At 68.7% G+C, this 19,953-nt stretch carries 17 protein-coding genes and 4 pseudogenes; 14 read left to right on the top strand and 7 right to left on the bottom strand.

What is annotated here, in order from left to right; genetic code table 11:
• Window positions 1–862: 862 nt before the first annotated feature.
• The 5 genes from IE136_RS29675 (at window position 863) to IE136_RS29695 (ending at window position 6,915) form a co-directional block, all read left to right on the top strand.
• Window positions 863–1,093 carry a hypothetical protein gene (locus IE136_RS29675; RefSeq protein ID WP_158991383.1) on the top strand — a complete coding sequence of 77 codons (231 nt, stop codon included), beginning with the start codon at window positions 863–865 and terminating at the stop codon, window positions 1,091–1,093.
• Window positions 1,094–2,121: 1,028 nt separating this feature from the next.
• Window positions 2,122–4,131: an RICIN domain-containing protein gene (locus IE136_RS29680; RefSeq protein WP_229819276.1), complete on the top strand. Its 2,010-nt coding sequence runs from the start codon at window positions 2,122–2,124 to the stop codon at window positions 4,129–4,131.
• Between the two features lie 143 nt (window positions 4,132–4,274).
• Window positions 4,275–4,910 carry a hypothetical protein gene (locus tag IE136_RS29685; protein ID WP_158991389.1) on the top strand — a complete coding sequence of 212 codons (636 nt, stop codon included), beginning with the start codon at window positions 4,275–4,277 and terminating at the stop codon, window positions 4,908–4,910.
• Window positions 4,911–5,116: 206 nt separating this feature from the next.
• Entirely contained in the window at window positions 5,117–5,968 is an 852-nt protein-coding gene (locus tag IE136_RS29690) for a papain-like cysteine protease family protein (protein WP_158991392.1), read from the top strand.
• A gap of 14 nt (window positions 5,969–5,982) precedes the next feature.
• Window positions 5,983–6,915, top strand: a complete 933-nt coding sequence (locus tag IE136_RS29695) for a hypothetical protein (RefSeq protein ID WP_158991394.1) — start codon at window positions 5,983–5,985, stop codon at window positions 6,913–6,915.
• 1,600 nt (window positions 6,916–8,515) lie between these two features.
• Here IE136_RS29695 and IE136_RS36070 read toward each other — a convergent pair.
• Window positions 8,516–8,911 (bottom strand): annotated as a pseudogene (locus tag IE136_RS36070) (diacylglycerol kinase); the annotation flags it as partial.
• Between the two features lie 56 nt (window positions 8,912–8,967).
• Here IE136_RS36070 and IE136_RS36985 point away from each other — a divergent pair.
• From IE136_RS36985 to IE136_RS29715, 5 genes and pseudogenes are all read left to right on the top strand, one after another.
• Window positions 8,968–9,213, top strand: a pseudogene (locus IE136_RS36985) (DUF6928 family protein); the annotation flags it as partial.
• Window positions 9,214–9,232: 19 nt separating this feature from the next.
• Window positions 9,233–9,412, top strand: a complete 180-nt coding sequence (locus tag IE136_RS29705) for a DUF6928 family protein (protein WP_443070377.1) — start codon at window positions 9,233–9,235, stop codon at window positions 9,410–9,412.
• Between the two features lie 96 nt (window positions 9,413–9,508).
• The gene (locus IE136_RS29710; RefSeq protein ID WP_229819278.1) at window positions 9,509–9,889 is read left to right on the top strand and encodes a hypothetical protein; all 381 of its coding nucleotides are present in this window, start codon (window positions 9,509–9,511) and stop codon (window positions 9,887–9,889) included.
• Window positions 9,849–10,049: a restriction endonuclease fold toxin-2 domain-containing protein gene (locus tag IE136_RS36075; RefSeq protein ID WP_506417211.1), complete on the top strand. Its 201-nt coding sequence runs from the start codon at window positions 9,849–9,851 to the stop codon at window positions 10,047–10,049. The genes IE136_RS29710 and IE136_RS36075 overlap by 41 nt, the downstream gene beginning before the upstream one ends.
• 14 nt (window positions 10,050–10,063) lie before the next feature.
• Complete coding sequence (locus tag IE136_RS29715; RefSeq protein WP_158991400.1) at window positions 10,064–10,516, top strand: hypothetical protein; 453 nt, start codon at window positions 10,064–10,066, stop codon at window positions 10,514–10,516.
• An 800-nt stretch (window positions 10,517–11,316) separates the two neighbouring features.
• On the opposite strand, the gene IE136_RS29720 is transcribed toward IE136_RS29715, so the two are convergent.
• Together IE136_RS29720 and IE136_RS29725 are read right to left on the bottom strand one after the other, a co-directional pair.
• Window positions 11,317–11,541, bottom strand: coding sequence for a ferredoxin (locus IE136_RS29720; protein WP_158991402.1), 225 nt, complete (start codon window positions 11,539–11,541; stop codon window positions 11,317–11,319).
• The gene (locus tag IE136_RS29725; protein WP_189601855.1) at window positions 11,538–12,731 is read right to left on the bottom strand and encodes a cytochrome P450; all 1,194 of its coding nucleotides are present in this window, start codon (window positions 12,729–12,731) and stop codon (window positions 11,538–11,540) included. Before IE136_RS29725 ends, IE136_RS29720 begins: the two co-directional genes overlap by 4 nt.
• 182 nt (window positions 12,732–12,913) lie before the next feature.
• On the opposite strand from IE136_RS29725, the gene IE136_RS36875 reads away from it, so the two are divergent.
• Complete coding sequence (locus IE136_RS36875; RefSeq protein WP_158991405.1) at window positions 12,914–13,588, top strand: GbsR/MarR family transcriptional regulator; 675 nt, start codon at window positions 12,914–12,916, stop codon at window positions 13,586–13,588.
• A gap of 437 nt (window positions 13,589–14,025) precedes the next feature.
• Here the strand turns inward: IE136_RS36875 and IE136_RS29735 are convergent, their stop codons facing one another.
• Entirely contained in the window at window positions 14,026–15,483 is a 1,458-nt protein-coding gene (locus tag IE136_RS29735) for a family 43 glycosylhydrolase (RefSeq protein ID WP_158991407.1), read from the bottom strand.
• A gap of 614 nt (window positions 15,484–16,097) precedes the next feature.
• Window positions 16,098–17,444: a lipase family protein gene (locus IE136_RS29740; RefSeq protein WP_444545724.1), complete on the bottom strand. Its 1,347-nt coding sequence runs from the start codon at window positions 17,442–17,444 to the stop codon at window positions 16,098–16,100.
• A gap of 336 nt (window positions 17,445–17,780) precedes the next feature.
• Between IE136_RS29740 and IE136_RS36095 the strand changes: the two are divergent.
• A pseudogene (locus IE136_RS36095) lies at window positions 17,781–17,945 on the top strand (histidine kinase); the annotation flags it as partial.
• A gap of 17 nt (window positions 17,946–17,962) precedes the next feature.
• Here IE136_RS36095 and IE136_RS36100 read toward each other — a convergent pair.
• Window positions 17,963–18,382: an AMP-binding enzyme gene (locus tag IE136_RS36100; protein ID WP_229819280.1), complete on the bottom strand. Its 420-nt coding sequence runs from the start codon at window positions 18,380–18,382 to the stop codon at window positions 17,963–17,965.
• A gap of 58 nt (window positions 18,383–18,440) precedes the next feature.
• A complete protein-coding gene (locus IE136_RS36105) occupies window positions 18,441–18,620 on the bottom strand; it encodes a hypothetical protein (protein ID WP_229819282.1) in 180 nt (59 codons plus the stop codon).
• A 502-nt stretch (window positions 18,621–19,122) separates the two neighbouring features.
• Between IE136_RS36105 and IE136_RS29750 the strand changes: the two genes are divergently transcribed.
• Both IE136_RS29750 and IE136_RS29755 read left to right on the top strand, forming a co-directional pair.
• Window positions 19,123–19,326: a cold-shock protein gene (locus tag IE136_RS29750; RefSeq protein WP_003973099.1), complete on the top strand. Its 204-nt coding sequence runs from the start codon at window positions 19,123–19,125 to the stop codon at window positions 19,324–19,326.
• 340 nt (window positions 19,327–19,666) lie between these two features.
• Window positions 19,667–19,953: pseudogene (locus IE136_RS29755) on the top strand (DEAD/DEAH box helicase); the annotation flags it as partial.

Genomic DNA, 19,953 nt, shown 5'->3' on the forward strand with positions numbered 1-19,953 from the left:
TGCCCTGTCCTCCATCTCGGATTTCCTGCCTGAACACGCTCCGTGACGAACGGAGGAGGAAGGCAGGGCTGTTCGGCAAGCCGAAGCTATCTTGGACAGCTGTGTGTTGGGCAAGGGCCGGTCTGGACGGGGAGGTGTCGAGCCTGAAGCTGTTCAACACGAAGGGTGGCGTGACCGAGGTCGTGCCGCGTTTGGCGGCCGCCTGACACGGACCCTGCGCTCGTCGGCGAGGTCTTCGAGGGCCTACCGCTGGGCGGCGTCGTTGGTGTCGATACCGCTATCGACCCAGACGCGGAGGAGGGCCTCGGCCTCTGCGGGCTGGGTCCGACCGCGGAGATCGGGGCGGGGTCCTTCCTTCCGGTGAGGGCGTCGTGGTCGGCGCCGGCCGGTCGGCGACAGTCGGGCCCGGCGCGGACTGCACGGCCGCGGCACCCAACGGCAGTTCTCCCGAGCACTACTCGCGGGTGAACGTATCCGCGGCGGGCGACCAGCGCGATGGCGTCGAGCGGTTCAGGAACGACGCCTACACGGCTGTCGTGTACGAGAGCGGCGACCGGCACGCTCGGCGGACACCGAGCTCGGCACTGACGTGTACATCCGCATGTACAAGGACGGCGTCCCTCTGTGGGACGAGAAGAAGCTGAGCACCAGCGGGACCAATACCACCTGGTCCAGCCAGAAGCCCGACGTGGGCATCGGCGACAACGGAAACGCGGTCGTTGTGTGCGCGGCGTACCCGGACGGGAAACAAATACGGCGACATCGCCGTGCGGAAGGCGAGCCCGAGCGGTACGGTCACCAGCCCCCGTCCGCACGCCTCCGGCGACGGTGATCAGCTCCGCCCGACCGTGGCCTGGCCAAGGTGAACACGACGGGCGGGTTCGCGGTGGCCCGCAAGGTCGCCAACTCCCTCACCGACGGACAGCAGTCCAAGCCCGCGGTGGCGCAGACCGCCGACGGCCGGATCATCATCACCTGGGGCGACGAGTACACCACCGGGACCGGACGCTCGTGCGCCCCGAGCGGATCTATCGCCGCATCTTCTCGGCCACTGGTGTGGGAGTCGTACGTCGACGGGTTCCACGACGTGTGAGCCACCGGCTTCAACGCCGACGGCACCACCGCCGGGCGGCTGCCCGTCACCTGGCTCGCCGACCGAGGTTGCACCATCGACCGTTGCCTACAGGCCGACCTCGACGACTGGCAGAAGCCGGCCACCCGCCGCCCGGCCCAGACGTTCATGCGATGGTGCATGAAGACCGGCCGGATGCCTCGCCGCACCCTGTCGCCCCAGGTCGCCACCAGGACCAGGCACCACTGCACCAGCACCGTCGGCTCGCCCTGCTCCGGCGAACCCCCAACGACGACTCCTTGCCCCTGCGAACCCGCGTCGCCGCCGCGCTCGTCCTCCTCTACGCACAACCCGTCACCCGCATCGTCCGCCTCGACGTCGACGACGTCACCGACGACGGGACAGCCGTCACGGTCCGACTGGGAGACCCACCGTCTTCGTTTCCCGAGCCCGTCGCCGCCGGGGCCTACCAGTCCCAAGGCCTAGCTAGGACTCCAGGGCCGTGACAGCACGGCCCGGCCCACGCCGATCACCCGTGCCGGGGGCGTGAGAGCGATGGGATACAAGACGAAGATCCGGGCATTGGAGGTCAGTTCAGGCCCAGGCTGCGCGACCCGCCGGTAGCTGGACCCGTCGCGCATTAAGGCCTTCGCATCGCCGAGTCCGTCACCCCTCAGACGGAGCGAGGGATTCCATACGGATCGTAACAGGGGGAATTCGTCCGGTAGTAATTGGATGAATTACTGACTGAATTTCCGTCAGTAAGCCTCACTCGATTATCTCGATTCCATAACGACATCATCGAAATGGCCTGGACCTTTACATGTCTACACGCATAACTAGCTTAATTTTAAAGGAACTTGATAGATCATCAGATTCAGCCGCCAAGGTAACGGTCAGGTATCTCGAAGTCCATTCCCGTTTGTCCGAATTCTCCACCGTGCCCGTCTGGCAGGCTTCCGTGCACCCACTCCTCCGACCAAGGATTTGAGGTGCGCATGACAGGTCGCCGTCGAAAGAGACGTGAACACCGGCGCAAGCCCCGCCGGTTGATACTCCTCACCGCCGCCATGGCGTCGGCCGCGGTGATGGCGGGGGGCATCACCTACTTCGGGCTCGGCGACAACGCCCAGGCGGGGACCGCCGCTCAGGCCGACGCAGCCGCGGACGCGCTCACGCCGGCCGCCGCGCCGGCCCGTGACGCGGAGCCTGCGCCCATCGCGGACGCGCCCGCCAACGACACGAGGCGCGGCATGGTCTACGACGGCCTCAAGGCCGCGCCGAAGGGCGACAAGTGCGTCGGCGTCTACCGCACGGAGGCCGGGCTGTGCAGCCACGGTCCCGACGCCCCGCCGAAGGGCGTCGACATCAAGGCCGACGTCGCCCCCGTCGTCAAGACGAAGGCCGTGGCTTCCGATCCGGCCCGCCCGGAGTCCGGCGAAGTGGCTGCCGCCGAAGTCAGCGGGCGTCCCCAGGGCGCGCCCGCCGCCGACGCAGCATCCGCCAAGGCCCCGGCGTCGAAGGCCCCGGCCCCGGCCCCCGCCGGCGGCAGCGGCAAGGCCGCGGCCGCCGGGCCCGCCGGGCAGACCGTCCAGTGCGACGGTGACGGAAGCACCGGCAACCGCGTCCAGGTCGTATACGTGCACGGCCCCGGCCGCGACCGCTACTCGGAGTACTTCGCGTCGTTCCGCAAGTGGGCGGCCGACGCCGACCTCATCTACTCGGCGAGCGCCCAGGAGACCGCGGGCGTCCGGCACATCCGCTACGTGACGGCCGCCGACTGCACGCCGACCGTGCTCAACATCGAGCTCCCGGCCTCCGCCCTCGCCGAGTTCAGCGCCACCAACAACGCGCTGGCCGCCAAGGGCCTCGACCGCCGCGACCGCAAGTACATGATCTTCGCGGACAGCCAGGTCTACTGCGGCATAGGCACGTTCGCCGGCGACGAGCGCCCCGGCCAGAACAACCTGAGCAACTTCGGCCCCTCCTACGGCCGTACGGACTCCGGCTGCTGGGGCGGCCACACCGCCGCGCACGAACTGGGCCACAACCTCGGCGCGGTCAACAACAGCGCCCCCAACACCAGCCGCGGCGCCCACTGCACGGACGAGTGGGACGTGATGTGCTACTCGGACACGCCGTACTACCCGCAGATGCGCAACATCTGCACCAACAAGGCGTCCGAGAACATCCTGGACTGCAACCACGACGACTACTTCCACACCAGCCCCAAGCCGGGCAGCTACCTGGCCACACACTGGAACATCGCCGACAACCAGTTCCTGATGAAGGGCAAGGGCGGCAACCCGAACCCCGACCCCAACCCGCAGCCCACCCCCACACCCACCCCGACCAAGAAGCCCGGTGGCGGGCCGGCCGTAACCGTCGGCCAGATCCGGTCCAACTCCGCGGTGGCAAGCTGGCCCAAGGTCGAGGGCGCCGCCTGGTACCAGGTGCTCCTCAACGGCAAACACCTCACCTGGGTCCAGTCGCAGACGCTGAACATCCACAACCTCCAGCCCGGCACGGAGTACAAGGTCGCCGTCTCGGTGCGCGACGCCGCCGGCCGTGACAGCGGCCCCGGCAACGTCACCACCTTCCGCACCACCGGCGCCGGCGGCGGCACCGTCACCCCCGGCACCCGCTACACCCTCGGCAACGGCAGCACCGGCATGGCCGCCGAACTGTGGGGCGGCCGCAGCGCCGACGGCACCCTCCTCGTGGGAGCCCGCGCCAACGGCTACGCCCAGCAGCAGTGGCTGTTCGAGGACGCCGGCAGGGGGCTGTTCCGCATCAAGTCCGCGGTGTCCGGCAAGTGCCTGCAAACGGGCGGGGCCCCGGCCCCGGGCATGTGGATCGCGCAGCAGCCCTGCGGCAGCGCCGCCACCCAGCAGTGGAAGCTGAACTCCCGCTCAGGCACCACCACCACCATCACCGACGCGAGCGGTGGATACGCCCTCAGCGTGAGCAACCGCCCGTACTACGGCGAATTGCTGCTCGACCTCCAGCGCGCCGACGGGCGCGCAACGCAGGTCTGGACGGTCCAGAAGGCCGGCTGACCTTCGACCGTCTGATCAACCGCCGGCGGGCGGCCACCTTCCCCCTGCAGCCGTCCGCCGGCTCCCTCACAGCACCACACCTCCACCGCACCGCAGCGGTGGCAGCCCCTCGCATCCCCACCGCACCAGGAAGCACCACAACGATGCGTACACGCCAGAGACCCCCGGCACGTACCGGACTCGGGGTCCTGTTCCTCCTCCTCGCCCAGGCCCTGGCCCTGGCGACCCCGGCCCAGGCCCACGGCGACACCGTCAAAGTCGTAATCACAGGGCAGCGGGAAGGCCACCTCACCACCGACATCACCTGGGAGAACGACGGGGACGCCATCGAGGAGGCGGTCGCCGCCACGGTGAACGCGACCAGCGTGGACGGCACCCGCACCGTGGGTCCCTGGAAGCTGGTCCGGGATTCCGGCACGCGCACCGGCTGGAGCACGGCAGAGGTCCTGCCACCCGGCGCCTGGAAGGTGCACGTCCATATCGGGTTCCCCGCCCTCGGACACGCCGAACGCGAGGTCTCCGTACCAGTCGTCGACCCGGCACCGCCCAGCATTTCCGCCGCGCCCACCGCTCCCGTTCCTGCGCCTGCTCCTGCGAGCCCTTCGGCCACAGCCGTGCCCTCGGCCACCGCATCCGCACAGCCCGCCCCGGCCAGCGACGGGAGCACCTTCTCCTGGACCACGACGGGCTTGGCCCTGGCCGCCCTCGCCGGGGCCGCTTTCGGGGTGCTGCTGGTCCGCCGGGCCCGAGCCCGCAGGCAGCCGCGGGGCGACGGGTGAAGCGGTCCGTAACCAGCGCGTCGTGTGAGCCCAAGCATCGTGGCGGCCGTGATGTTCCCGCGCCGTTCCGCTCAGCGCCAGCTGGCTGACTGCCCGTCATCTAACGTGCGCCGCCCGCCGGGCCAGGCGCCCTTCGACATCTGTCGCGCAGACCGGACGACCGGGCTGCCGGGCAGGCAAGTTCCGTATTTCTCAGATCAAGGAGCATGATGCACAAACGTCGCGCGTCCCGCCGCAAGAAAGCGCTGATAGTCGCGATCACCGCCGCAGTCTCCGGCGGTCTGCTGTTCGGCTTCGGTGCGCTCGCCCAGGCCGATGTGGTCAGCGGCACGGTCATCGGCGGGCAGGGCAACTACAAGACCATCAACCACCGGGCCAAGCCGTCCCTCTCGGCCCAGGTGAAGGGGTCCTCGAAGGTAGGCGACAGGATCCAGATGTCCTGCCGGACCACCGGCGACACCGTGGAGAACAACCCGCGGTGGATCTACACCGGCTCGTACTACATCGCTGACGCCTTCATCTACGAGAACACCACGGCCCTGCCGGTCTGCGGTTCGAACCCGAACCCGAAACCCGCGACCTCGAAGACGCTCAACATCGACATGCAGAAGCAGGTCAGGACCCAGTGGTGCTGGGACGCCTCCGGCGTGACCATCGCCAAACACTGGGGCCGCTCCGTCAGCCAGGAGCGGTTCTGCCAACTCGCCGCGCAGGGCACCTGGGTGGACTGCAACAACCAGCCCGCGACGCTGGAGGACATGGCCAACGGCCTGGCCAAGCTGGGGCTGAGGAACAGCGGCCGCAGCCTGTACCGCAACGCCTCGTTCGGCGAGTCCGCCGCCGAGATCGACGCAAACCGGCCGTTCGCCGTCCGGTTCGGCTGGCGCACCGGCGGCGGTCACATGAATGTCATCTACGGCTACGACAAGGCCACCAACATGATCGCGGTCGGCGACCCGTGGCAGACCACCCAGACCTACACCTGGTGGAACCACTCCACATACACGAACAACAACTCGTTCCAGTGGACCCACTCCCGCATCGGCATCCAGGGCTGAGGAGCAGACCGACCATGCAGACCACGCGACACGCCAGGCACGCGACACTCCGGGCCGCCGTCCTCGCCACGACCGGACTCGCCGCCGTCCTGTGCGGAATCGTTCCCGCACAGGCCGCGGAGGGCGACGGCATCGCGGGCTACCAGTCCGCCCAGCAGGCCATCCGCAGCGACCAACTCCGCGACACTGTCTCCCGCTTCCTGGTCTCGGCCCGACAGCCCCGCAGTGCCCCCGCCGCGGACGGCGGCGCCGTCGGCACCCCCGGGAACGCACCCGCCGCGGACGCCGCGCCGCCCGGGTTCGATCTCAAGGACCCGGTGCCGATGTTCGAGCTCAGCCCAGAGTTCGTGACCGGCAAGACCCAGGCGACCCCGCAGACTGCGCTCCGGCTCTCCTACCTGGCCTCCCGGGTGACCGCATCCGACGGCAAGAACGCCGCCGTACTGCTCGCGCCCAAGGGGAACGCCGCCACGACGGGAAGCGGCCCGCGGAACGTCGGTGCCGAGGGCTGGCAGCTGGCCGGCATCCGAGACGGGGACGCCGAGGTCGGCTTCGCCGAGCGCGGCACCGCAAAGGCCCGTACCTTCACCGAGCCGCAGATCAACGCCTGGTACCGGCTCACCGCCGACGGCAGGGTCGAGCCGCTCAACAAGGAGGCGACCAGCGGCCTCGGCGGAAAGCGCGGCGTTACCCTCGCCGCCTACCAGAAGCTGGTCACCGCCCGCTACGGCGACAAGATGCCCGGCTCGGCGTACGACCGTAAGGGCCTGGCCGGCGGATACGGCGGCCTCGTGGAAGAACAGCCGGAACAGGTCCCCGCCGCGTCCGCGACACCGGCGGCCGAGGGGTCCTGGCAGCCGATCTCCGTCAGCGCGGCCGCAGCCCTGGCGGCGATCGGCGGTGCGGGGGTGTACGTGCGCCGCCGGCAGACGGCCGGCGTCCGCTGACCCGACCCCATGAGGGCCGGGCCCCTCCGTGCGCAGCCTGACGACTTCCATCGTCGGACATGCATGAGCTCGGGAAGGAGGCCCGGCCGTGCGGTCCACGTCGGCATCGACGTGGACCGCCGCCGGCGCTACCGGGCCCGAGCAGCAGTGAGCCTTTTCAGCTAGCTCATTGATCGGGTGACGCTCCTGCCTGGTGTACGCAGGTCAGCGCGCACTGCGCCGCAGGACCGAAGCCCAATTCTGAAAAGGCTCAGTGTGTAACGGCTCCGATCGAGTCCGCGACGCTCGATCCGCACCCACGTATTGCGGTCCGTACGCGCGCCCAGAGACCGGCGCTTACGCACTGCTGTCTCCCGGCGTCATGCAGGTGCTCCTGGACATTAACGAAGAGTTGTACGAACTGGCCCGTGCTCATCCCGCACATACGGGAGCGGGCACGACCGCAGTCGGCCTCTTGGTGACACCGCATGAGATCACCTGGTTCAACGTGGGGGACTCCCGGCTGTACCGCGAGGACGGAGGCTACCTGGGCCAGGTCTCCGTGGACGACTCACCCAGTACGCCCTGGGAGGACTGCGGCGAGCCAGTCACGGCCACAAACATCGTCCTCCAGACCCTGGGCGGAGCGGACCGCTTCGAACCCGTCCATCCACATTCCGGAACCGATGTCTATCTTCCGGGAACCCGCTGGCTCTTGTGCAGTGACGGCCTTCCGACCTGGTGCACGCAGCCGAGATGGAGTCGCTCCTCGCGGACAACGCCGACGACGACGTCCGGGCCGTGAAGGCACTCTGGGCAGCCGCGATGAACGCCGGTGGCGGGGACAACATCACCGTTGTATCTGTACGCTGCTGACGCCGAAGGCGCCTCGCAAACCACGAACGCAGAAACGAACACCACCGAACACCGAGAAGGAGACAGAGGAGCGTGCCTGGCCCTGACGCTCGTTTGACGCTCCGGCCGCCTCGCAGGCCGTTCCTGCGGCAGGAAAACCCTCTCTGACCTGTGCTTTGGCGCCTCTTCATTGCCAGTGACATCTTTCCGATGACGTCGCACGTGGAGTGTGTAGCGATTCTTGAGCCTGTGGCGAAGGGCGCCTGACCTGCTGTTTCTTCCGTCCCTGTCGATTCTGGCCCCTCGGGCCGACCTGTTTTCGTGGGCGCACCACGTGAACCGGAGAGGGTTCGGGTGGTGCCGCTGACCTGCGGTTTCCCGGGGCTATGGGGGCGTCGCGAGCAGGTTGCCCCGGGTTCGGAGGGGTGAGGGCGACATTATCTCGACGCTCATTTGACGCTCGCCCTGATGGGGCGTCAGGACGTCGGGTTGCTCGTCTGCTGAATGCCGGAAGCCCACCCCAGCTCATGCTGGGCCTGACATGGGGCTGGCTCCCGACGCTTGCGCATGCGGTACGCGTGTGGCGTGCGACCACAGAGCGATCGTGCATGCGATAGGGGGCTGGCCGGTGTCCATCTCCCGGACCGCGGTTGGCTCGGGTCAGAGGAGGAGGCCCCCGTGAGTGGCACCCTCGACGGCCAACTCGCGTTCCATGAGATGGTCCTCGACTTGGGCCTGACAGGCATCGACAGCGTGAGGGGGGTCGTCACTCGGGACGCTCGTGGCCAGGGGCCGATGCCGGCCTGGTGCTGTTGCCGGGAAGCGCCAGGCGGCCCAGCCGGCGCCAGTCGAGTCGGGGCCTGGGGCGGGGAACGCCCGGCCTGTCCTGGGGTACGCGGACTCGCAACGCTGTGGGTCGGATCGAGCAGTGCACCGGGGCCGGCAGGGTGAGGGCTTCTCCGTCGACACCGACTTGGATCTCGTTGGTGTCAGCGCCTACGAGAACTTCCTCGGTGGTGAGTACGGTGAGGCCGGGTGCCCGGTCGCCGCGCAGCAGTTCGGCCGCGCTCGCGGCGCTGTCGACGGTGATGCCCACCAGGCCGAGTTCGCCTGAATCGAGTCGGTCGCGTCTGCCGAGCCCGGCCCGGTCACCGACGCGGTAGTGAACTGGATGTCAGCGTGGGCGGCGTTCTTTGCTGTCACCGTTGGTTCGCCTCCGTGAGCTGCGGGCGAGAAGGCCAGTGGCTTGGGTCCGGCCTTCAGTCACTGAGCTTCGCGCGCAAGCGTGGCTCGGCCGTCCGTCGGAGCTGCCGGCGCAGGCTCCTGGAAGCGGCAGCAGGACGCCGCGTGATCCTGCACGCGATGCGCAGTGTCTCGGACCAGCTCGCCTTCGCGGTCTGGGAAGCCGGCCGTCTGATCCGCTCGCTGAGTCTCTCCCCGGACGGCGGCACCGTGAATAACATCAGCGCCCCGTTCCAACTGGGTGGGGGACCATCCCGTGGAGTTCGACTCGAAGTGGGACGAGGAGCCATACGCGCTGCCCTTCCACTCCTCGGACCTGGGCAACGAAGCCCTGCGAGCCTTCTTCAGCTTCCTTCTGGAAGGCCGGCCCACCCCGACGACGTCGACCCTGACGGGGTGCCACTGTTCGGATTCCGCCTGAGCGCCAATAGCAATCAGCCGAGCGGATGGCATGGCCCGGACAGCGGCGATCCGCCTGAGATAGGTTGATGATTCACGTCTGCAAGGGGGTGCGACGGTGGTCGGTCTTGCTCCGGACGTCAAGTTCATCGCGGAGGGAATGATCCGCGGCTCCATGGGGCTTCTCGACACGATGCGGGGAGCGCGTGACACGGCTATCGCCGTCGGCCACGAACTGGCGCGGCAACACGGGATGGCAGGGGACGACGAAGCCGGACGAGCCTTCGCCAAGGTGTACGTCTCGGCAGCCTCCGCAACACTCGACAAGATGGGCTTCAGCTCCTACGTCCTTGGCGAGACGAGCAAGGGGCTGATTCGTAACGCCCGCGAGCTTCCGCACACTGGACCGGGTCGAGGAGACACTGGCGAAGCCGGTCAAGATCAACAATCAGGGGAAGATCTCATGGGACCCGGTCGTCGACTCCATGTACGCGGGTGACGAGAGGGAACTCGTCCGGTACAAGCAGGCCATGGCCAACCCCGCCAACAGTGAGATCAGGGGCATGGAGATCGTGACGAACGGCAGGGACAACGCCGTCCACTGGCAGTCCATGATGGCGATGACGGGCACGCCCGGCTCGACGCGGTACGTCCCCTGAGAACAAGGAAGACCATGGCCACGGAACGAAACATCCGGACGAACTTCGCCTTCTATCCCCCCGAGGGGGACAGCGGAGCCTGGCACGCCACGCTGGACTCCCTGGAGCGGGCGCTGCGCGAGGCGTTCCCCGACCCCACCATCGGGCACCGGCGGTCCGGCGTCCACGAGATGACCGTGCTGGACTTCGAGATCGAGCTGTCGCCGGACGTGTGGCTGGACGGCACCGCGGCCATCATCGAGCCCGACTACGCCTACATCACCCTCACCGATGTGACGGCGGACGAAGCCGGAGCCTTCGCTGTCTGGCTGCGCGACTCCTTCGCTCCGGCGCCCAACCTCGTGCGCTTCGCCAGCAGCCTTGCCATGGCGAACGGCGAGGACACCCCCTCGCCGCTGCCAGTCGAAGGGGGCCGCGAAGACATCGGTGACCTGCTGCGCCGGCACCTCGACGCATTCGACTACTGACCGGCGGCCAATCAGGGGGACTGTCGCCTGTGTGACGTGGAGGCGGCCGGCGGATGCAATGCAGGCCGCTCTGCCTTTGCCGGAGGCGACTTGTGCTGACACTGTCGGCGGGTGACCGCACCAGGGAGAGGTGGTGGCGGAGTTCGTCGGCCACTTGTGCCGCGTCGTCGTTGACGGGGAGGCGCCAGTCCGTCTCGATGCCCCGTTCCACGGCCGGCTCGCTGCTGAAGCGGACGAGGTCGGGGGCGGGCAGGTAGGTTCGCGCAGCCAGGAAGGAAGAGGGCCGCCTCGCCCGCTGTGGTGTCAGCCAGCATCACGCAGTCCCGCCCGTGGACGGTGGCGGTGCCGTCGTACTCGGTGCCGTCGTACTCGGTGCCGTCGCCGGTGCCCACAAGAACGTGGTCCGGTCGTCGTCATCGTGTGTCATGGGATGCGTCCTTCCTGGGCGGGTCACTGCACGTACCGGGCGGTACCGGGAAGCTGCTGGAGGGCCATGAGCGTCTGCCAGTACGCCGCGCTTCCTTGTCGTTGGTGACGATCTCCAAACCCCGGATACGATGTTGCTCCGGCCGGGGCAACATCGTTCTGGTCCCGAGACGACATCACCACCGGGCCTCCATCGCCCTTCGCAGGTCACTGCGGATCGGCACCGACCACTGCGAGCCCATCGCGCAGGCGAGGGGCCTGCTGGCTCAGTTCGAGCTCGGAAGGTCGCCCTGTGGACGCCGTCCCGCCGCAGGTGTGTGACAGCCGGACGGCAGACGCCGAGACGCCGCCCAGGCGGGCGTCGGCTCTGAGGGCTACCGGCAGTCGCCGGGTTCCGGCTCGCGGAGGGTGATCGCCCCGGCGGGGCAGAGGCCGGCGGCCATGTGTGCGGCTGGGCGTTGGGCGGGGGACGGGTCGGCGTCGAGCAGGAGTACGAGGCCGTCGTCGGGGTCCTGGTCGAAGACGTCGGGGGCGGTCATGGCGCACATCCCGGCGCCGATGCAGCGCTCGCGGTCGACGCTCAGGTGCGGCGCGCTCATTTCGTGTCCCAGGTGACCGGGAGGCTCTTCACCCCGAAGATGTCCGCGGTCTCCGGGCGCAGGCCGACCTCATCGGCCGGTACGGCCAGGCGCAGCGTGGGGAAGCGGTCGACCAACGCGCGGAACGCGACCCGCATTTCGACGCGGGCCAGCTGCTGCCCCAGGCACTGGTGGATGCCGTGGCTAAAGGCCAGGTGCCCGGCGGCCTGCCTGCGAAGGTCCAGCGTATGGGGGTCGGAGAAGCGATCGGGGTCGCGGTTGGCGGTGTTGTACGAGAGGACCACGGTCGTGCCGGCCTTGATGGTCTGGCCGCCCAGCTCGACGTCTTCCAGCGCCGTCCTGTGAAACGTCTTGGCGACGCTCAGGTATCGCAGCAGTTCCTCCACGGCCCCGTCGGTGAGTGCGGGGTCGGCGCGCAGCGCGGCGAGCTGTTCCGGGTGCCGCAGCAGGGCGAAGGTGCCGAGGGACAGCATGTTCGCGGTGGTGTCGAAGCCGGCCGCGAGGAGGATGAGGCTGATTCCCTTCAGTTCCTCGTCGGTCAGGTCGCTGTCGGTGAGTTCGCTGAGGATGTCGTCGGTGGGGGCGGCGCGCTTGGCGGCCACGAGCTGCGCGAGGTATTCCTGGGTCGCGGTGTAGGCCGCGATCAGCTCCTCGTCGCTGACCTCACCGCCCATGAACGCGTCGATCTGCTCCTGGAAGGACGCCCGGTCCTCGTAGGGCACGCCCAGGATCTCGCAGATCACGATGGTGGGGATGGGCTTGGCGAACGCGGTCACCAGGTCGGTCGGCGGACCGGCCTTCTCCATGGCGTCCAGGCGTTCGGCGGTGATCTGCTCGATCCGCTCGGTGAGCAGGCGCATCCGCCGCACGGTGAACTTGCCCACCAGGGGCTTCCGGTAGCGGCTGTGCTCCGGCTCGTCCATGAGGAGGAACTCGCCGGGTGGCGCCGGCGGAAGCTCGAAGTCGACGACGTTCATGAGCTCCTTGCGCGAGCTGAACCGGGGGTCGGCCAGGACCGATCGCACCATGTCGTATCCGGTGATCAGCCAGCCGGGTTTCCCGCCGGGATGGGTGTAGCGGCTGATGGGGCCGTGTCGGCGGGCGTCGAGCAGTTCTGCCGGGGGGTCGAAGGGGCAGCCGCTCGGACGCTCTGTCGGCAGCGTCGTGACGGTGTGGACGGACTCGCTCATCGCCATTCCTCATCTCGCGACATGACGTGTTTGCTCTTGCTTGAACGCTACGTTGCGTTCATAAGGGTCGTCAATCGACGAGTGGTGTAAATGCAGGTCAGTGGCGGGAAATTGATGCAATGGCGTGTCGCCGAATGCAACGATACGTTGCAATGGCTGATGGCGAAGGCAATACTGGCGGCATGCCAGGAGGACGGTTGACCCAGCAGGAGCGCCAGCGCATCGCGGCCGGACTCGCCGACGGCCTCTCGTACGCCGAGATCGCCAGGCGGCTCGAACGTCCGACCTCGACGATCAGCCGGGAGGTCTCACGCAACGGCGGCCCCGGCGACTACCGGCCCCAGCAGGCGCACCAGGCGACGGTCGAGCGGGCGCGGCGCGGCACACCGGTGCGCCCCCACGCGGACCGGCCGTCGCGCGGCACGGCGGAGGGCGAAATCATCGAGCTGGCGGTCAGGTCGGGGATGCCGAGGACGATGGCGCGGGTGCACGTCGACCTGTTGCTGTCCGAAGACGGCAGGCGCACCGCGGCCGAGCTGGTCCGCAGGCTGAAGGTCAGCCCGGCCTCCGTCTCCGTGGCGGTGAACTCCCTGGTCCGGCACGGATATGTCCGGCGCGAGCGCGATCCGCATCGGCGGCGCGACATCTACGTCGTCGACGACGAAGCCTGGTACCACTCGATCGCGATCAGCGCGCGGCAGACACTGGAATCGGCGCAGGCCGCGATGGCGACGGCCGAGACGCTCGGCCCCGACTCGCCGGTGGGGCAGCGGCTTCTCAGGGCAGGTACGTTCCTGGAGCGGGTCGTCGAGGACATGAAGGAATCGGCCGACCGCTGGCGCAGCCTCCTGACGTGAGGGGCTGTTCGAGCACCCTCCCCTGCTCTCGCCGACGCGTTGCCCGGTGCCGATCGGGTGCTTCTGCGCCGCCGGCCTGCGTCAGGGACGTGTGGAGAGAGGGCACCCGGGCGCAAAGAAGCCGCCAGGAACGGCGGAAGCCGTCCCGAACGGGGCGCACGCTGAGTGGACACGAGCCTGAAGAGGTTCGCCCGCATGACCACCCTGACCACGGAGAGGGACGCCGTACCCGGTGCCGAGGAGCCTCCTGACACCGGGATCGGGTTCACGCTGCCGGCCCCCCTGGCCACCGCGGGGCTGTGGCCGTGCTGGTGGCCTTGTCCGTACGGTCCAGGACGAAGGGAAGCACGATCTGAGCCGTCGGTCCTGTCCGAGTTGCGGCCCATCGGGTGCTCCTGGCAGGAAGGGTGTGGACGTGGCGGTGCGGGGTTCGTGGGTCAGGCCGGCTTGAGCTGCCACTGCTGGCAGCCATTGCCGAGCCAGGACCACTGGCGTACGTGGGCTCCGTCCGCTGCCGAGCAGTCGGTGACGTCGGCGACTTTGCCGGTGGCCTGATTGGTCAGGCGGACCCAGCCTGCGTCAGTGGTGACGAGGCGGAACTTCTGGCAGGTGTTGTTGAGCCACGACCACTGACGCAGAGCCGCGCCGTCGGCCGCGGAGCAGTCGGCGGTGTCGAGGACCTTGCCGCTCGCCACGTTCACCAGGCGGCTGGTGTCGTCGGCCCGGTCCTCGATCCGCCACTTCTGGTTGCCGCCGCCGTCGCAGCTCCATTGCTGGACTCTGGCGCCGTCGACGGTCGAACCGTCCGCCACTTCAAGGCATTTGCCGCTGCTGCGGTTGGTGAGGGTGTACGCCGTCGGGGTGGCCGCGCTCTCGCCCGAGGGGCCGGGCAGGGTGGTGCCGAGAGCGACCGGCTTCCCGAATCTCGGGGTGCCGTCGGCGTTCCAGGTGAACTTCTGCGCCCGCGTCGTACGGCCGTTGTCGCAGCCGTCGGACGCGGCGTCGTTGGCGTGGTAGACGATCCAGTCCTCGGTGCCGTCCGGTGACTTGAAGAAGCCGTTGTGGCCGGGGCCGTACACTCCGGCCGCATCGTCGCGCTGGAAGACGGGCGTGGACTTCTTGGTCCAGGAGGACGCGGCGAGCGGGTTCGGGCCGGTGAGTTCGAGCTGGCCCAGCTTGTAGTCGGGGGTCATGCAGCCGCTCGCCGAGAAGATCACGAAGGTTCTGCCGCCACGCTGGAGCACCTCCGGGCCTTCGTTGACGTTCGAGCCCACCTTCTCCCAGGCGTGGGTGGGGGAGGAGATGGTGGTGAACGCGCCGCTGACCGTGTACGGGTTGGACATGGGGGCGATCAGCACGTTCTGGTTGGTGCCCTGCCAGGCGCTGGCCAGGAGGTACAGCTTGCCGCCGACGGTCATGACGCTGCCGTCGATGAGCCAGCCGCTCTGCGAGGAGTGCTGCAGGCGGTTCTTGTGGTGGTAGGGGCCCTGCGGGTCGGACCCGCTGCTCTCCAGCACGTGCAGGCGCTGCGAGCCGAACTCGGTGCTGTCCTCTCCCGCCGTGTAGTAGAGGTACCAGCGGCCGCCGGAGAAGTACAGTTCCGGGGCCCAGATGTTGCAACAGCGCGAGGCATTGTCCGCCTTGCCGTCCCACACCTGCACGCTTGGCGCGGTGGCGAGCCCGGCCAGGGTGGGTGACTTGCGCATGGTGATGACGTGGGTCCAACTCGTCGTCACCAGGTAGTAGTTGCCCTGGTGGTAGGAGATCCAGGGGTCGGCGCCCTTCTGGGTCTTGACCGGGTTCGTGTACGGGCGGCCCTCGGCGGCGGGCGCGGACTGTGCCACGCCGATGCCCAGGAGGAGGGCCGCGAGCAGGGTCAGTAGGCGACGGGCCATCCGGATCTCCAGTTCAAGAGGTTGACGCCAAGTTCGGGGGTGCCGTTGTCCTGGGCGTCGTAGTAGGGGTGGACGAGCGACGCCGTTCTTGTCGACGTACGGGCCGGTGACCTTGGAGGAGCGGCCCTCCTTGACCTGTAGGTGGAGCTGGTGCCCCGCGCGGCAAGTGTCGTACGAGACGCAGGGGTTCGGGCTGATGGCGTTGTCGTCGCCGGACGTGGTCGAGCTGTAGACGGACCCGCGGCCGGCCCAGGAGCCCGGCTCACCCGTGGTGGAGGTCGCCAGGCCGATAACCCGACCTGTTCCCGGAACGCGGGCGAGCAGGGCAGCGGCGGGCAGTGCGACGAGGGCTCTGCGCCGGAAGCCGGTGAGGGCGCGTCCGGAGGTGAGACTGAGGACGCTGCTGGGGTGCGGCTCACTGCGGTCTCCTTCGATGGTGGAGGACTGTCTCCGAAGTGGTCCGATATATCGAACGGTGATCGTGTCATCGGACGAGACCGTAGAAGCGGAGCGCTCGCACGTCAACGGTTCACACAGGCCTGGCTGCCGACTGAATCTTCCGCGCGCTGCGGCATCCGCCCGCCCGGAGGCCGAGTGGGCGGATGCCGGATGGGTCAGCGCTGGAAGGGGAGCGCCCAGCAGTTGGACGTGGTTGCTTTGCCCTCCAGGCGGTCGGTGAGCCAGGAGATTGCCTCTCCTTGGTCGGTGATGAGGGGAGCGAGGTGGTTGGTGAGGATCCTGTCACCGAGGTTGGGCAGGTTGATGGCCTCGTAGGTGACGTTGCCGCCGTTGCGGCACCAGTCCACGGCCAGTTGGCGGGCCTGGCCGTGCGGAACGACGTCGTCGTGGATGCCGGTGGCCACGCGGACCGGACCGGCCGGCTTGAGCGTTCCGATGCGCTGGTCGTCGAGGACGGCCTGGGCGCGGGGCTCGGCGGCGATGACGTCGGCGATGGACTTTCCGCTGGCCGTCCATGCCGTGCTCCGGGTGAAGCCGTAGCTGAGGATCGCGTCCCCGACGCACATGGTCGACGTGTCGGCGAGGGCCTCGCGCCCAGCGTCGTTGAGGTTCGCCTCGAGGACGCTGCGCAGCTCGGGGTAGGCCTGGGTGAAGCCGTTGATCGACCAGCCCAGGGCACTGACCAGAGCACTCCCGTCGATCCCCTTCATGACGGAGGTCAGGTTGGCGGGCGGGGCGCCGGCGTAGGTGCCGGCCAGTTGGACGTCGGGCGCGTAGGCGGGCTGGAGTTCGGCCGCCGACGCGGTGGCGCCGCCGCCCTCGCTGTAGCCGTACAGGCCGACGCGCGAGCCGGGGGTGATGGATGTGCCGGGGAGAGCGCGCGCCGCACGGACGGCGTCCAGCACCGCGTGCGCCTCGTCCAGGCGGTTGACGTAGGTGTGCAGCCGGTCCGTGGCGCCCAGACCGACGTAGTCGGTGACGACGACGGCCGCTCCGGTGGCGAGGAGGCGGTAGATCGCCAGGTTGTCGTAGCCGATGGACAGGGTTTCTCCGCTGACGGTGAGCGGGTGTTGCAGGGCGAACGAGGGCGCGCACTGGTCACCCTGGCCCATGGTCCCTGAGGCCACCGCCACCAGGGGGCGGGGTCCGTCGCCCTTCCACTCCGCCGACGGCTCGATGTAGGCGCCGGTCACCGCGACGGCCCGGCCGTTGGAGTCGGTGGACTTGTACATCAGGCGGGTGGCTTTGCCCGGCAGACGGCGGCCGTCGAGGCCGGGCAGCGAGATTCCCAGGGGGAGGGGTTCTTGCCTGATCACGACGCCGTTGGCGGTGGGCAGTTGGGCGGGCGGGGTGTAGAAGGCCGGGATGGTGACTCCCCGGGACACGACAGGTGGGGTGTCGGCCGCGGTGACGGCGTCGGCCGACGGCGCACCGAACCAGACGCAGGCCGCAGTGGCGATCGCGGTGGCGGTCAGGCGGTTGAACGTGGAATGCGGACGAATTCCGTAGCGGCTCACAGTTCGCTCCCTCGGACTGCTTCGTTGCGGGGTGCGCGAAAACTAGCACCGCTAGTTGAAGTCGGTGGCACCCGAGGAAGTTACGCTTCGGTAACTGTTGCGGGGCGAGCGTGGGCGGGGGGAGTGCGACGGGTTCAACCAGCGAGGCGTCCCGCCCGGTGCCGGCCTCCTGGCCTCCGTACACGCCGACCGGCCGCATTTTGTGCGAGGTGCCGCCCTTCCACGTCCCGCCCTTCAAGGTCACGTGGTTTCACCCCGTGGTACGCCTCCGGCAGCCACCGCTGATGCGGCTTCGACGCTGCCCGCACCGAGGGGGAGTTCGAGTCGAGGAACTTCGTGTCCCACCAGGTCAGCCTCATCGCCGTGCGGGCCGGAGCGCTACAGGTCGCCGCCAAGGATTCCGATGCCCGCGAGGCCGCTCGCACCATCCGCTTCCTGAGCGTGAACACCCTCGACGAACTCCGCCACATGGTCACCCTGGTGCGGCGAAGGCGATCAGCTCGTCAGGTCCGGTGCCGGTCGCGCCGGGCCTGGAGGATGACGTAGGCGACGGGGACCTCGCCGGAGTGCGGGTCGGGGCCTCCGGCGGCGCTTGCGCCGGTGACGGCCGGGTGGGCGAGGAGGACGTCCTCGATGACGGCCGGGTCTATGTTGTGGCCGCCGCAGATGATCAGGTCCTTCGCGCGGCCGAGCAGGTGGATGAATCCGTCGGGATCCACGCGTGCGAGGTCGCCGGTGTTGAGCCAGCCGTCGCGCACGCTGCCGAGGGTGTCCATACGCGGTCCGGTGTCGTCGTGACCGACGACGTAGCCGGGGAAGACGGTGGGGCCGCTGATGGCGAGAATGCCGGGTTCCCCCGGCGGGAGGTCGTGCCAGTGGCCGTCGCTGTCGATCCGTACCGTCTTCACCTGCTGGTAGGGCATGCGCTGGCCCGCGGCCTCCGGGCGCTGGTGTTCGTGCAGGAAGCTCTGAGCGCTGCCGCTAGGTGGCCTCGGTGAGTCCGCACCCCTGGCAGAGGGGGACGCCGGTGTGGTGCTCGAACGCCGCACGTACCGCCGGCGGCAGAGGGGACGCGCCGACGATCGCGAAGCGCAGCGAGGTGATGTCCGCATCGAGCGGCATTTGGGCGAGGCGGGCGTAGACGGCCAGGACCGCGGACATGGTGGCGATGCGGAAATGCCCGAGTGTCTTGACGCTGGTGTCGGCGGCGCTGAGCCGACTGGCGTGAGCCGGCCCGGCCACGCCGGCGTCTCGGTGTCAGGTGGTGGGCGTACGGATGCGTCCGCGGGGGAGCGGAGGTACTACGGGATCCTGGCCCACGACGCCGTCATGAGCCGCTGGACAGCTCCTGTTCCCTGAAAACGCTGCACTCCGAGTGAATCAATATCTCTGCCCGCGAGATGAGGATTTGGCGAACCGTGCAGCAAGGGTTTTTGTCGGGATGAGCGGAGTGGAATCCTTCAACGCGCGCAGGCCGTTCCAGCGTGCTACTGTCGATCTCAGTTGCAGTTGTGGTTCCCAAAAACTTCAAGTGCCCTCACTCGGCTCCTGCCGGTGGGAGCACTTCTGTATTTCCGGTCATTTTCCGGGCGGGGTAATCATCGCGGCGACACGGCATCCGCGCAGTGCGGATGCCGATGTACTGCCCCAAAGGAGATATGACATGGCTGCTGGTACCGTGAAGTGGTTCAACGCGGAAAAGGGCTTCGGCTTCATCGAGCAGGACGGTGGCGGCGCTGACGTGTTCGCCCACTACTCGAACATCGCCGCCCAGGGCTTCCGTGAGCTGCTCGAAGGCCAGAAGGTGAACTTCGACATCGCGCAGGGCCAGAAGGGCCCGACGGCCGAGAACATCGTTCCGGCCTGACGCTGACGCACACTTGTAGCTGGGGCCCGCATCCTTCGGGGTGCGGGCCCCAGCTGCACGCGTTTCCCGCAGCGGTTCACCATGCGGGGCGACGCGGAGGAATCCGCGGTCTCATCACACGCGGCTCCCCTTTCAGGGATGCCGGCGATCCTGATGAGCTACGCCGCAGTCGACGCCCGGATTCCATTTCCCAGCGCGTCACCATTTCAGCACCTGCGCCCGCGTGGATTTCCGCCGGCCAGATGTGCTTTCTATTGCCATCGGTCCATACTTGTAATTCTCCATGCCGTTCATCGCTGCGGGAATTCCTTGATATGAGCCGCATCGAGGAAGGTTCCGCATGAACCGCACACGCACGAACGACCGCTCCGCCCGCACCCGCACGGGCAGTGCCGCCGCCGGCAAGGGCGGTGGCCGCTTCGGCTCGCCGGCACCGCGCCGTTCCGGCGGACCGGCCCGTTCCGGCGGACCGGCCCGTTCCGGCGGCCACGACCGCTCCGGCGGTTACGGTCGCAGGCCTGCTGCCGTGCAGGGTGAGTTCGCGCTCCCCAGGACGATCACCCCCGCGTTGCCCGCCGTCGAGGCGTTCGCCGATCTCGACATGCCCGCGCCGCTGCTCGCCGCGCT

Origin of the sequence: Streptomyces lateritius (assembly GCF_014649715.1) — a bacterium.
Classification (GTDB): domain Bacteria; phylum Actinomycetota; class Actinomycetes; order Streptomycetales; family Streptomycetaceae; genus Streptomyces; species Streptomyces lateritius.

Bases quoted from the DNA above. Each gene is read 5' to 3' on its own strand.
- IE136_RS36875 (WP_158991405.1), top strand. From the start codon at position 12,914: ATGCCAGGAGGACGGTTGACCCAGCAGGAGCGCCAGCGCATCGCGGCC.
- IE136_RS29720 (WP_158991402.1), bottom strand. From the start codon at position 11,541: ATGAGCGCGCCGCACCTGAGCGTCGACCGCGAGCGCTGCATCGGCGCC.
- IE136_RS29690 (WP_158991392.1), top strand. From the start codon at position 5,117: ATGATGCACAAACGTCGCGCGTCCCGCCGCAAGAAAGCGCTGATAGTC.
- IE136_RS29715 (WP_158991400.1), top strand. From the start codon at position 10,064: ATGGCCACGGAACGAAACATCCGGACGAACTTCGCCTTCTATCCCCCC.
- IE136_RS29685 (WP_158991389.1), top strand. From the start codon at position 4,275: ATGCGTACACGCCAGAGACCCCCGGCACGTACCGGACTCGGGGTCCTG.
- IE136_RS29695 (WP_158991394.1), top strand. From the start codon at position 5,983: ATGCAGACCACGCGACACGCCAGGCACGCGACACTCCGGGCCGCCGTC.
- IE136_RS29735 (WP_158991407.1), bottom strand. From the start codon at position 15,483: ATGGCCCGTCGCCTACTGACCCTGCTCGCGGCCCTCCTCCTGGGCATC.
- IE136_RS29725 (WP_189601855.1), bottom strand. From the start codon at position 12,731: ATGAGCGAGTCCGTCCACACCGTCACGACGCTGCCGACAGAGCGTCCG.
- IE136_RS29750 (WP_003973099.1), top strand. From the start codon at position 19,123: ATGGCTGCTGGTACCGTGAAGTGGTTCAACGCGGAAAAGGGCTTCGGC.
- IE136_RS36105 (WP_229819282.1), bottom strand. From the start codon at position 18,620: ATGTCCGCGGTCCTGGCCGTCTACGCCCGCCTCGCCCAAATGCCGCTC.
- IE136_RS36100 (WP_229819280.1), bottom strand. From the start codon at position 18,382: ATGCCCTACCAGCAGGTGAAGACGGTACGGATCGACAGCGACGGCCAC.